Below are 13,122 nucleotides of genomic sequence, written 5' to 3'. Positions count from 1 at the left end.
TTTTAGTATATCGTACTTTAAAGCAGCTAATTAAGCCTGCTCTAATTTTAATGTTTCTGTTGTTTGATCGCAAACTTCAGTTGGACCAAAATACTGAATAGGACCAGGATAAACGAATTCAGTTCCGGTTGCCCACTCACCACGTTTTGTAACGAAGTATTTGTAAGGAGCACCTTCCAATTCAACCAGCGCTTTTTGAATTACCGGTTTCATGTGACCGTGACGTTTTTCCATGTTCATCATCATAGTTACAGGAACACCACCTGCAATCCACTCGTCAGCCGGAGATGTTGTGTTACGCACTGAAGCCATGTAACCTGTTTTTCCTTCTGAAATAAGTATGGAAGCAGTATAACCTAATGAATAACAGTAGTCAGCATCGAAGTTAGATGGAGCTGCACAACGGCCTTCGTAACCGAAGAAGTGGTACTGAGTTCCGAATTTTCCTAAGAAATCACCAGCTTCTGTCATTTCATCCAAACGGGTTTTAACCATTTCACCCAGCAATTTTTCAGTTTCGATTAACGACACCTGTACGTTTCCGTGTGGATCGCGATCTAAAGTCAACTGAGTTGCAATTCCTGATGGCAGTGAGCTGAATACTTTTGATGAAGTTTCAGAAAGTTGACCGGCTACCCATTCGTTACGGTGACTTTTCTTCAACATTTTAAATTCTTTCTCTGTGTCAGTTCCTTCAGCCAGAAGGTCGTTCAATTCAGAGATAAGCACTTTCATTTCAGGAATGAACTCGATCAAACCTTCAGGAATAAGCGCAACACCAAAGTTGTTACCGTCAGCAGCACGGTTGGCAACAATACCAGCCATATAATCTACTACTTCGCCTAAAGTTTGTTTCTTTTCAGCAACTTCTTCCGAAATCAAAGTGATGTTTGGTTGCGTTTTCAAAGCACACTCTAAACCGATATGAGAAGCTGAACGTCCCATCAGTTTAATAAAGTGCCAGTATTTTTTAGCTGAGTTGGCATCACGCTGAATGTTACCAATCAACTCTGAATATACTTTTGTAGCGGTGTCGAAACCAAATGAAGTTTCGATCATTTCGTTTTTAAGGTCACCGTCAATTGTTTTCGGACAACCAATTACCTGAACACCTGCGTCGATTTTCGCATAGTACTCTGCCAATACACAAGCATTTGTATTTGAGTCGTCACCACCAATGATTACCAATGAGTTTAAGCTCAAATCTTTTGCAATTTCCAAACCTTTATCAAACTGGGCTTCTTCTTCCAGTTTTGTACGTCCTGAACCGATAATATCGAAACCACCGGTGTTACGGTACTCGTCGATGATATCAGCAGTTAGTTCCATGTATTTGTGATCAACCAATCCGCCGGGACCACCTAAGAAACCGTATAATTTGCTATCAGGATGGATATTTTTAATTCCATCGAAAATACCTGAAATCACGTTGTGTCCACCCGGAGCCTGACCTCCTGAAAGGATTACACCAACATTAACAGGTTGTCTTTCGGCAGCAGCATCGGCAGCTTCGAAAGTAATTAATGGCATTCCGTATGTATTCGGAAACAGTTCTGCAATTTCTGCCTGGTCGGCAACCGATTCGGTTTTTGCACCCTCAACCAATTTTACGTCGCCTTTTAACGATTTAGGTAGTTTAGGCTGATATTTAGCCCTTTCTTTTTGTAATGCGCTAATACTCATGTCTGTTTATTTTTTAGCCGGAAGTTGAAAACAATCATCCGGAACAAAACTTAAACCGGTTAACCGGCTTTAGTAATTATTAATTATTGATTTCTAATTTTTTAAGCAGACCAAAAATAAGGGAATTTGCGATGAAAACCTATGTTGAAAAAACAGGATGAAACGATTTAAAGTAAAGTTAAAAGGGAATTGACAAAATGCCATCCCCAATTTCGCTTAAAGCGATTAAATGCTGTTTTGGATTCATCAACATGCGAATCGAAATCTTCAAAAACAAGCTAAGATCAATTACCCTATCGGGAGGATTTTACTTTTTGTCTTGAGACAAAAAGTAAACAAAAAACTCAAGGCTGCGCCCGATTCTCTCGGAAAAGCTACACGATGCCAGCTAAAATTCCTGAAACTCGTCGTACCTCCTCAGACATCAGTTATTTTAACGCTGTCATCGTTTGTTTTCCGGCTCACCGGCCGAGGCCGAAGCTTCGATCAATATCGTTGTATATTTACTATGCAGGAGTGGACCGGCCTCTTTTGGGCTTTTCCCGGAGTTGAAATAAAACCTTAATGAGAGCGGGAAGCTCCGAAGAATTGAGGAGATCACCCGTCCGAATTTGGGTTTTATGAAAATGGAGCGGAAAACTCAAAAGCAGCCTTGATTTTTTTGCATCTTTTTTTGCATCAAGGCAAAAATGATGGCCTCCGGCAGGAAAAATAGAAGTAGTAGTTCACTTTTCTGATACAGGAAATTTGACTGAACTTACTTTACGCATTTAGGATAGATCCAAAAAAACCTGCCCCTTTTCAGGAACAAGTACTATCATTCTGATAAAACTGTTTAATTGTTTACGATGATGTAAGGAAATCGAGAATACTTCCTGCGGTACTTCCTCTTCCGGCTTTGTACAATTCGGTGTAACCACATCGTTTACAGGAAATGGCTATAAACTTTCGATTTTGGATATCAAAAAATCGGGTAAATCCGGCACCGGTTGTTCTGATTGCATCTTCTTCGTATTCCCAACTACTGCATTTGGGACAACTGAAATTTTTCTTCATGATTTTCTGTTTTTTGTATTGTTTTCAGTTTATCAGTACTTGCTTTTCAGATAAATTACTAACTGAATTATAATAATTACAAATACGATCACAAGTGCCAGAATAAACTTTTTTTGCTCATAGGTTAATCTCGTTTTAAACCTCTTTTTATTGCCATCTTTCAAATAATCATATTTTCCCATTTTCGATAAGTTTTGTTACCTGTTACTTTTTTAACTGTATCGCTACCTGAAGAATAAACCCACTGATGACTAATGCAATAACAATTACGGTTATTATTTCACGAACCATTTTTTGTTTACTCTTTTTTATTTCTTTCTCAACCTTTAAATGATCATATCTACCCATCTTTTGTTCCAATAATTATTAGTTTATTTCTTTTATCTGCAATAATACTTGAATGATAAATCCGCCAATAGCCAAAGCCAAAACAAGTATTAATATAATATTCCGTACCCTCGACAATTTAGTCGGTTGATTTTGTTTTCTGGATTTTATGTGATCATACCGTCCCATCGTCTGAAGCTTTTTTTAGTCGTCTGGCATCTTTTAATGCTTTATGTATTATCCATTCAATTTGCCCGTTCATACTCCTGAAATCGTCGGCTGCCCATTTTTCAACAGCTTCCAGCATTTCTGGACTTACGCGCAATACAAACGATTTTTTCTTCGCCATTCTACTCCTCCTTTTCCATCAATTTTTGCATGGCATGTTCTAGCGCCTGTTGTTTTTGTGTACCTATCAGAAATCTTTTGCCATTCTTCATGTATAACTGAAGTCCAATTCTTCCCGATACGGTCCATGCACTACCTTTCCTTAACCGGCGTTTAATACCTCGTCCTCCGTATTCTCGTTTCGGGTGGTATTCCCGCAATTCATAGCGTTCAATTTCTCCGGGGTCAATATCTCTCCATTTCCCTTTCATTGGCGGAAAACTGATTGAAAGTGTATCGACAGTAATTTTGGTTTTGAGTTTGGCGCGGAACAGCATTGTAAAAATAACTGCCACAACCAAAAGCATTACACCTGATACAATCAATCCTTCGGAGCCCATCGGATTATCGCCGGGTGGGTTTTCCGCCATCAGAAAGTATATTCCTCTGAAAAAAGGGATACCGGTGGCCGCCAAGCTAACAATCGTTAAAAGCAACAGCCGCCGTCTATCAAATTCCTGTTCTTCTTTAAAAAGAAGCTTTTTCATTTTGATTACTGATAAAGTGATCCGGTATTCACCACAGGCGTTGCATCTTTATCGCCACACAATACAACCATTAAATTACTTACCATGGTTGCTTTTTTATCCTCATCAAGCTCAACAATACTTTTTTCACTTAATTCATCCAGAGCCATTTCCACCATACTTACTGCACCCTCAACAATTTTGTAACGGGCAGCCACAATTGCAGTAGCCTGCTGGCGTTTTAACATGGCCTGGGCAATTTCCTGGGCGTAAGCAATGTGGTTAATTCTGGCTTCAATTACATGTATACCTGCAATTTCAAGACGTTCAATAATCTCTTTCTCCAACTGATCGTTAACTTCTTCAGTTCCGTCGCGTAAAGTTACTTTGGCATTTTCATCTTCAATATTATCGTACGGATACATACCGGCTAACTTGCGAAGTGCAGCCTCACTTTGTACCACAACAAAATGCTCGAACTCATCAACACCAAAAGCAGCTCTGTAGGTTTCTTCTACCTTCCAAACCAACACCAACCCAATCATAATTGGATTACCAAGTTTGTCGTTCACCTTAATAGGTTCGCTGTCGAAGTTACGTGCACGCAGCGAAATTTTCTTGCGAACATAAAAAGGATTCACCCAGTAAAAACCATTTGTTTTAATGGTTCCCTTGTATGCACCGAATAAAATCATTACACAACTCTGATTTGGATCAACCACCGTAAATCCAATTGCGATTAATATAAACACTGGTATTAATACAATCGCAGGAACAATCATTCCCCGCATAAATCCAAGAATGATAACTACAATTAAAAAGAGTTCCAAAAACAGGAACATGTAACCTGATAAAGCTGAATGTTGTTTTTCCATGACATTAATTATTTAGTATTTTGATATTATTTTGATATCACTAAAGTAAAACATTATTTTAATATAGACAATAGCACCCGCAAAAATTTTTATTTCTAAATTTGAACCCAGAATTTAAACAAAACGCACGTTACACCGTTTTCTTCAAAAACTATATAAATGAAGTTCATAAAAGATCCGATTAACCAATTTGTCAAACTCGAAACATCCAGTAGCATTGTTCTTTTTACTGCAACAATTGCTGCGTTACTATTAGCAAATAGCCCACTTGGCCACGACTTTCTGGAGTTCTGGAAAAATTACATCACGTTTAGTCTTCCGGGTTTTGAATTATCTAAACCCATCTATAAATGGATTAACGATGGTTTAATGGCCATTTTCTTTTTCCTGATCGGACTGGAAATCAAGCGGGAAATATTATCAGGAGAACTCAGCCATGTTAAGAAGGCTTCCTTGCCATTTTTCGCAGCGGTTGGAGGGATGATCATTCCTGCCGTTTTATTTACCGTTTTAAATACCGGAAACGCCGGTGGAGAAGGATGGGGAATTCCAATGGCAGCAGATATTGCCTTTTCGTTGGGAATATTAACCCTTTTAGGCAACCGTGTACCCAATGGTATTAAAGTATTTCTAATGGCTTTTGCTATTATTGACGACCTCGGTGCCGTTCTGGTAATTGCCTTTTTCTACAGCACTAATTTAATCTGGGCTAATATATTTATTGGACTGGGCATTGTTGCCGTACTAATTATCCTGGCGCGTTTTAATGCCTATTCAAAATACCTCTTCTTTATTGGCGGTATAATCGTTTGGGTTCTGTTCCTAAAATCTGGAATTCATGCTACAATCGCAGGAGTTTTAATGGCACTTACCATACCTCTTCGCAGAAAAACAGATACACGTTCGTTTTACGAAAGAGGAAAAGAACTGCTCGATAATTTCCTTGATGAATGCACAAGTCAAGGTAAAGGCGAAAAAAGCGTACTTACCCACAAACAGATGCACGCCATTGAAGAACTGGAGGAACTTGCAGAAAACACCACTTCGCCGTTACAACACAGCGAGCACATGTTACACGGCTGGGTATCGTACCTGATTATGCCAATTTTTGCTTTCGCCAATGCCGGCGTTGCCTTTAAATTCTCTGGCGATACAAACCTGGCATTATCAACAAATATTGCCTTAAGTATGATCGTTGGAAACTTTATCGGCATATTCTCATTCTCGTGGTTATCGATAAAATTAAATATTGCTGAGCTTCCCAAAAACGTAAATTTCAAACAGCTTGCAGGAGTTTCTTTTCTTGGCGGACTTGGATTTACCATGTCGTTATTCATCAACAACCTGGCATACTCCGATGCAGCGTTGATCGACTCGGCTAAAATGGGTATTTTAATAGGATCTTTAATCGCAGGTACGCTGGGATATATTACTATACGACTTACCGTTAAAGCGACTAAGTAAAGAAATTACAAATAAAAAAGGCACCGAATCGGTGCCTTTTATTCTTAGTTCAATATCATTTCAACATCCCCCGCCGTCTTTGTTTCGAGTACGTCGTACGAACGGGCAAAATTAAGGATGTTATTTACTGTTTGTTCAGATGGTTCGAAATCCATCTTTCTTGTTTCCTCTTCAAAATTGCATTGAATGTCGTTTACAAAATAAATTAGAGTAGAGTTTTTTACCATAGGCATTTTAAATATTTTCCTTTAAAACGCCCTCCTCTATCTATTATTGTGTTAAAGAAAGTTAAACCGCTGTAAGGTTTAACTTTTTATCATCAACCAACTTTCTCAAATTGATTAAAGCATAACGCATTCGGCCCAATGCCGTGTTAATACTAACATCGGTTTGCTCGGCTATTTCCTTAAAACTCAGCCCCATGTAGTGCCGCATATAGATAACCTGCTGCTGATCTTCAGGGAGTTCCTTAACCAGGTGTTTTACCTCTTTTAAGATCTGTGCATACACCATTTGGTCTTCCACAGTTTCTTCCGAAAACTTCTGCGAGTTAAAAATATCAACCTCCGAATTATCGTTAGAGATGGTTCCCTGCAGTTTCTCTTTCCTGAAATGATCAATTATCAGGTTGTGCGCAATACGAAGTACCCAGGAAACAAACTTTCCATTCTCAATATACTTCCCTCTTTTTAACGAGCGAATTACTTTAATGAAAGTATCCTGAAAGATATCTTCTGCCAGTTGCTGGTTCTTCACAATGAGCAAAATATACGAGTATACCCTGCTTTTATGCCGAACTATTAATGTTTCAAGTGATTCATGATCGCCTTGTATGAAACGTTGAACGAGTTCATTATCGTTCAGTTTGTCGAGTCTGAACATTACCTTCTATTTATGTGTAAATAAAAAAGTAAAGTTTATCTATAGGCGTTCAAATTTTAGTGTAGTTAAAGTATTATTCTAATTTTGTACCGTTCAAAAATGAAACATTTTACCGACAATAGCAAGTTTTTTTAACATTTTATCGCATTTTATTAAAAATTATGTCGAATAGCAAAAATGCTAAATACATTGAGATACAGAACGCAAGGGTTCATAATCTTAAAAATATAAGCCTCAAAATACCACGAAATAAATTCGTTGTTGTTACGGGAGTTTCCGGCTCAGGGAAGTCGTCGCTGGCATTCGACACGCTTTTCGCAGAAGGGCAGCGCCGGTATGTTGAGAGCCTCTCATCATACGCCCGTCAGTTTCTTGGCCGGATAAACAAACCTGAAGTTGATTTTATTAACGGAATCCCCCCTGCCATTGCCATCGAGCAAAAAGTGAATACACGAAATCCGCGGTCGACCGTTGGAACTTCCACCGAAATCTACGACTACCTGAAGCTGCTTTATGCGCGGGTAGGACAAACCATTTCGCCGGTATCGGGTAAAGTTGTTTCGCGCAATAGTGTAACCGATGTTGTTGATTATATAAATGATTTTGAGGAAGGAACACGCCTCATTATTACATCGCCGTTGCAGGCGAAAAACGGCCGGTCTATATTGCAAGAGGTTGAGTTGCTAATGCAGCAGGGATTTTCGCGCATCGAGACCAATGATGAGATTAAACGTATTGACGAACTGGTAAAAGCGGAAACCAACGACTTTTGCACCGACAGCTGCAATCTGGTTATCGACCGTGCTGCGGTAAAATACGACGAGGATACACAAAGCCGACTGGCTGATTCGGTACAAACAGCATTTTACGAAGGACACGGAGAGTGCCTGGTGAAAATATATAAAGAGGATGGTACTGAAACGCGAAGCTTTTCGAACCGTTTTGAAGCGGATGGAATTGAGTTCGAGGAACCAACGGTACACATGTTTAGCTTTAACAACCCGGTTGGCGCCTGCCCCACTTGCGAAGGCTACGGAAAAGTAATCGGTATTGATGAAGACCTGGTAATTCCGAACAAATCATTATCCATTTATCAGGATGCCATTGCCTGCTGGAAAGGAGAGAAAATGAGCAAGTGGAAAAACCAATTAATCTATTCGGCGGAAAAGTTCGATTTCCCAATTCATAAACCATTTTACGAATTAAACGAAGAACAGAAATTCCTGATCTGGACCGGAAATCAATACTTCGATGGATTAAACCAGTTTTTTAAACACCTGGAAGAAGGCAGTTACAAAATTCAATACCGGGTAATGTTATCCCGCTACCGTGGTAAAACAATTTGCCCCGAATGTAAAGGAAGCCGGTTAAAAAAGGAAGCCGGTTATGTAAAGGTGTCCGGCAAATCATTGCAGGAACTTGTTTTAATACCGGTAGCTGAATTGAAAGAATTTTTCAATACACTTTCATTAAGCGATCACGAGCAAAAGGTTGCGAAAAGAATTCTTATTGAAATTACGAACCGTTTAGAATTTTTAGATGATGTTGGTTTAGGTTATCTCACGCTAAACCGTTTATCATCAACTTTGTCAGGCGGTGAGTCGCAACGAATAAACCTGGCCACATCGTTGGGTAGCAGCCTGGTTGGTTCGCTTTATATTTTAGATGAGCCAAGTATCGGACTTCACTCACGCGATACAGAAAAGCTTATAAAAGTACTTCGCCGGCTACAGAAAATTGGCAACACAGTGCTGGTAGTTGAACACGATGAAGACATAATACGTGCCGCTGATGAAGTTATTGATATTGGCCCACTGGCAGGCCAACATGGTGGCGAAGTTGTATTCCAGGGTTCGCACGAGCAACTGATAAAAAGTCCTACGAGCCTTACCACAAAATACCTGACCGGCGTGGAAGAAATTCCGGTTCCGAATCAGCGCAGAAAGTGGACAAATTCAGTTCAGATTGTTGGTGCCCGAGAAAACAACCTCAAAAATATTAGCGTAAAATTCCCGCTGAATACGCTCACCGTTATTACAGGTGTCAGTGGTTCAGGTAAATCGTCGTTGATTTCGAAGATCCTCACCCCTGCCCTCACCAAAATACTTGGTGGCTACGGTGAAAAAACAGGGCATCACGATGCAGTTCTAGGCGATTACAAAATGATTGATGCCATTGAGTTTATCGATCAAAATCCAATTGGAAAGTCTTCTCGTTCGAACCCGGTGACCTATCTAAAAGCTTACGATGAAATCAGGAAATTATTTTCGGAACAACAGGCAGCAAAAATACAGGGTTTAAAACCTTCGCATTTTTCATTTAATGTTGATGGTGGCCGTTGCGACGAGTGTCAGGGAGAAGGAACGATTAAAGTTGAAATGCAATTTTTGGCCGACGTGTACCTGCTTTGCGAAAGTTGCGGGGGGAAACGGTTTAAAGAAGATATTCTGGATGTTCGCTACCAGGATCTGAACGTTGATGATATTCTAAACCTGACGGTAAACGCAGCCATTGAGTTGTTTAAGACTGGAAAAAGTTCGACTGAGAAAAAAATTACAAAGCGTCTTCAACCACTGCAGGATGTTGGTCTTGGTTATATAAAACTGGGGCAATCGTCGAGTACTTTATCGGGCGGTGAAAGTCAGCGTGTAAAACTGGCCTCTTTTCTAGCTAAAGAAAAGGATTCTCCAACCCTGTTCATTTTTGATGAGCCAACAACCGGATTACACTTTCACGATATCAAAAAGCTACTTGATTCGTTTAATGCATTGATTTCGCGTGGTCATTCCATCCTGATTATCGAACACAACATGGATGTAATTAAATCGGCCGACTGGATTATTGATTTAGGCCCTGAAGGCGGAGATAAAGGCGGACACCTTGTTTTTGAAGGTACGCCGGAAGATTTGTTAAAGGAGAAAAAATCGTATACAGCAGAAGCTTTAAAAGAAAAATTATAAAAAAAGAGCCGTCTCAACAGGCGGCTCTTTACCATTAAAATCTCACTATTTAAACAGTTGCATCTTCTACTACAACCGGTTTAATCACGGAACGTTCAGCAATGTTATCAGCTATCGGACAACGCGTTTCAATTTCCTTTAAAAATTGTTGTTTTTCTTCTGTAGTCATATCCGCATCAATGTCTACGTAACTTCTTATCTCGGTAAAACCGGCACGCCCTTCGGTAGTTTTACCAAGCAAAAAATCTTTATCAATATCGCCCTCGGCAGTTACAGTTATACCGTTTAGATTAATCTTTTTCTGTAACGCAATTATTCGTCCTATTGCACAAATACAAGCCGGTAACGAGCATAAAAATATTTCGAGTGGATTTGGTCCTTCGTCGTTTCCACCGGCCATTTTAGGTTGATCGATAACAAAAGGATGAGAACAGTTCATTTTGGTTGAAAAGCTGCGGCCCATTTCGCCGCTAACCTTTATAGTTGAAATTGCCATTATGATTTATTTTGAATTATAATGAACAAATGTAATTATAAATTCAATTTTCATGATTGATTTCAACCAGCACTTATTACATGATTTTACAATAATTTATTATTACTTTTTAGTTTTTGGCTTTACCTAAAAGTTTCAGAATAAATAAAACGAACGGAATGAGCAAAATAAGTAAAGTATAGTACACCCAAAGCTTAAAACTACCTTGACTGTTGTGAAAACTGAATGCTAGATTACCCGATAAAGCATAAGAAACAGGCAACCAAATGAGTGCAAAGATTAAATGAAGGCGCCTTATAATTTTGTCGATCCCATACAATTTTGATTCAGAAATCAGAAGCTGGGTAAGTAACACATACGCAACTATTCCAGTCCACGAAAGCAAACTTCCCAAAGGAAAATTCAGTGATTTGAAAATGCTTATTTCCAATAATTCGGGTTGTACAAAAAGACAATAAAAAGTAGCCCCCAGGATGACTAATAGAATAATGAGTTTAGTTCTTTTCTTCATCGGAGCTTTCAATAATTAAGGGTAAGCGTTTCCACTCGCGATAAAGAATAATACCGACCACAATGGCCGACATGGTATCGGCAACAGGGTAACTGATCCAGATTCCGTCTATATCAAAAAACTGAGGTAAAATATAAATAAGTGGAATAAGCATTATCACCTGACGAAAAAGTGTTGCAAACATCGATAAACCGGCCTTGCCAATTGCCTGAAAAAAATTGGATGCAACCACCTGAAATCCCACTATAGGCAGTGCCAGAATCACCAATCGTAATCCCCGGGTCGCAATATCGTACAATACCTCGCTGTCGTTATTAAATACAACAATTATATAACCGGGAAAAGCCTCGATTAGCGCATAAGAAACTATCGCGATTACCGTAGCTGCAACAAGGGTTATCTTAAGCGTGTCTTTAATTCGTTTTACCGATTTTGCACCGTAATTAAAACCTATAATTGGTTGCGACGCCATATTTAAAGCAACAATTGCCATAATTACCAGCGTTAATACCGAGTTGATAATCCCCATTGCACCAACAGCCAGGTCGCCGCCAAAATCGATAAGTTTTTTGTTTAACAATCCTTGCACAAAACTACCGGCAATTTGCATCGAAAAAGGAGCCATTCCAATAGCAAGAATCTCCAGCATTATCTCCCAGTTAATAGTTAGGTGTTTTACCTTTAAGCGAACAACCGCCCGCTTACTTTTGATAAAGTGATACAACACCCACACCATCAATACAAACATGGAGATAACGGTTGCATAAGCGGCGCCTTTCACTCCCATGTCGAGACCAAAAATAAAAATGGGATCGAGAATAATGTTGGTAATTGAACTCAACAACATGGAAGTCATAGCTACCTTAGCATTTCCTTCGGAGCGGATAACGTTGTTTAACGAAAACCCTATGACCATAAATGCTACTCCCCCCAAAACGATATCGAGATAGTCGTTGGCATATTGGAATGTTTCTGCGGTTGAACCAAACGAACGCAAAATCGGCTCTTTCAGCGAATAGGTAACAACCATAATTAAAATCGAGGCTAATACCATCAGGATAAAACTTGTTCCGAGCGTTTGTTCAGCTCTCTCCATATCCTTTTTCCCGAGGTTAATCGAAACATAAACACTGGTACCAATACCGATGAGCATGCCAAAACCCATCATAATAAGCATAATCGGAAAAATTACCGAAATACCAGATAACGCTTCTGCGCCTACTCCCTGTCCAATAAATATTCTATCGACGATATTGTAGAGTGCATTTACAAAAACTCCGATAAAAGCCGGAATAAAATATTTGAGCATCAATCGCCCAACATGCGCCTCCTGTAATTCGTCGATATTTTTCATAAGCGTGTAAAGGTAAATAATATGTTCATACATTTGCAATGTACTTTGTTTTAGCCCTTAGATTAAGCTAAATTTGCATCCTTAGAACGAATAAATATGAATAAGACAAAGATTAGTGAGACGATAAAAAAAGAACTTTTTTCGGCAGAAACGGATAAAGTTCTTGCCGCAATAAATACCTTAAAAGAAAAGGGGAATAAGGACTACCTGCCCATTTTATTTGAGCTGATGCTGACGGATAACGATGCACAAATTGAAAAGGAGTTACAAAAATTACTGGGAACAATTAAAGACAAAGAAACCATTCCGGTATTTATAAACGCCTTGCAGGAAGACAAATACAAATCGATAAGAAAAAAAGTGCTTACGGTTTGCTGGCAAAACGGACTTGATTATTCTGAGTACATTGAAGTTTTTGTAAATCTGATTATTAGCGAAGAATGGGAAACTGCTTTCGAAGCTTTTACAGTTATTGAAAATATGGAGCATTTTCCATCGCCGGAAGTAATGAAACCACTAAAATTAAAAGTTGCAGGAGCGTTAAAAGTTGCTACAGATCAGCGTGCTTACCTGCTTGAAGAGTTTCTTAAATTATCAACCTGATCATTTCTCCCGCTTTGCGTATATCCTCAAAAATAACGTTGTTTATCATCCTGTTTT

At 39.1% G+C, this 13,122-nt stretch carries 11 protein-coding genes; 3 read left to right on the top strand and 8 right to left on the bottom strand.

Annotated features, from left to right (window positions below):
* Nucleotides 1-30: 30 nt before the first annotated feature.
* The 5 genes from SLH46_RS08640 to SLH46_RS08620 form a co-directional block, all read right to left on the bottom strand.
* Nucleotides 31-1,683 carry a diphosphate--fructose-6-phosphate 1-phosphotransferase gene (locus SLH46_RS08640; protein WP_320280771.1) on the bottom strand — a complete coding sequence of 551 codons (1,653 nt, stop codon included), beginning with the start codon at nt 1,681-1,683 and terminating at the stop codon, nt 31-33.
* A gap of 843 nt (nt 1,684-2,526) precedes the next feature.
* On the bottom strand, nt 2,527-2,739 hold the full coding sequence (locus SLH46_RS08635; RefSeq protein ID WP_320280770.1) for a zinc ribbon domain-containing protein: 213 nt from the start codon (nt 2,737-2,739) through the stop codon (nt 2,527-2,529).
* A gap of 502 nt (nt 2,740-3,241) precedes the next feature.
* The gene (locus SLH46_RS08630) at nt 3,242-3,415 is read right to left on the bottom strand and encodes an Arc family DNA-binding protein (RefSeq protein ID WP_320280769.1); all 174 of its coding nucleotides are present in this window, start codon (nt 3,413-3,415) and stop codon (nt 3,242-3,244) included.
* 1 nt (nt 3,416) lies between these two features.
* Nucleotides 3,417-3,941 (bottom strand): hypothetical protein, encoded by a 525-nt coding sequence (locus SLH46_RS08625; RefSeq protein WP_320280768.1) that lies wholly within the window; start codon nt 3,939-3,941, stop codon nt 3,417-3,419.
* Between the two features lie 5 nt (nt 3,942-3,946).
* A complete protein-coding gene (locus SLH46_RS08620) occupies nt 3,947-4,795 on the bottom strand; it encodes an SPFH domain-containing protein (protein WP_320280767.1) in 849 nt (282 codons plus the stop codon).
* 159 nt (nt 4,796-4,954) lie between these two features.
* On the opposite strand from SLH46_RS08620, the gene nhaA reads away from it, so the two are divergent.
* A complete protein-coding gene (nhaA, locus tag SLH46_RS08615; protein WP_320280766.1) occupies nt 4,955-6,259 on the top strand; it encodes a Na+/H+ antiporter NhaA in 1,305 nt (434 codons plus the stop codon).
* 288 nt (nt 6,260-6,547) lie between these two features.
* Here nhaA and SLH46_RS08610 read toward each other — a convergent pair whose 3' ends face one another.
* Nucleotides 6,548-7,141: an RNA polymerase sigma factor gene (locus tag SLH46_RS08610; RefSeq protein WP_320280765.1), complete on the bottom strand. Its 594-nt coding sequence runs from the start codon at nt 7,139-7,141 to the stop codon at nt 6,548-6,550.
* Between the two features lie 161 nt (nt 7,142-7,302).
* Between SLH46_RS08610 and uvrA the strand changes: the two genes are divergently transcribed.
* Nucleotides 7,303-10,101 carry an excinuclease ABC subunit UvrA gene (gene uvrA, locus SLH46_RS08605; protein ID WP_320280764.1) on the top strand — a complete coding sequence of 933 codons (2,799 nt, stop codon included), beginning with the start codon at nt 7,303-7,305 and terminating at the stop codon, nt 10,099-10,101.
* A gap of 49 nt (nt 10,102-10,150) precedes the next feature.
* On the opposite strand, the gene SLH46_RS08600 is transcribed toward uvrA, so the two are convergent.
* Both SLH46_RS08600 and SLH46_RS08595 read right to left on the bottom strand, forming a co-directional pair.
* Entirely contained in the window at nt 10,151-10,597 is a 447-nt protein-coding gene (locus tag SLH46_RS08600) for an OsmC family protein (protein WP_320280763.1), read from the bottom strand.
* A 494-nt stretch (nt 10,598-11,091) separates the two neighbouring features.
* Nucleotides 11,092-12,495, bottom strand: a complete 1,404-nt coding sequence (locus tag SLH46_RS08595) for an MATE family efflux transporter (protein ID WP_320280762.1) — start codon at nt 12,493-12,495, stop codon at nt 11,092-11,094.
* Between the two features lie 63 nt (nt 12,496-12,558).
* Here SLH46_RS08595 and SLH46_RS08590 point away from each other — a divergent pair, with 63 nt between their 5' ends.
* Entirely contained in the window at nt 12,559-13,065 is a 507-nt protein-coding gene (locus SLH46_RS08590) for a HEAT repeat domain-containing protein (RefSeq protein WP_320280761.1), read from the top strand.
* Nucleotides 13,066-13,122 lie beyond the last annotated feature (57 nt).

Source organism: Draconibacterium sp. IB214405 (assembly GCF_033963885.1).
GTDB lineage: Bacteria > Bacteroidota > Bacteroidia > Bacteroidales > Prolixibacteraceae > Draconibacterium.
Note: the sequence above shows the minus strand (reverse complement) of the source record. Positions and strands in the feature narration are given on the sequence as shown.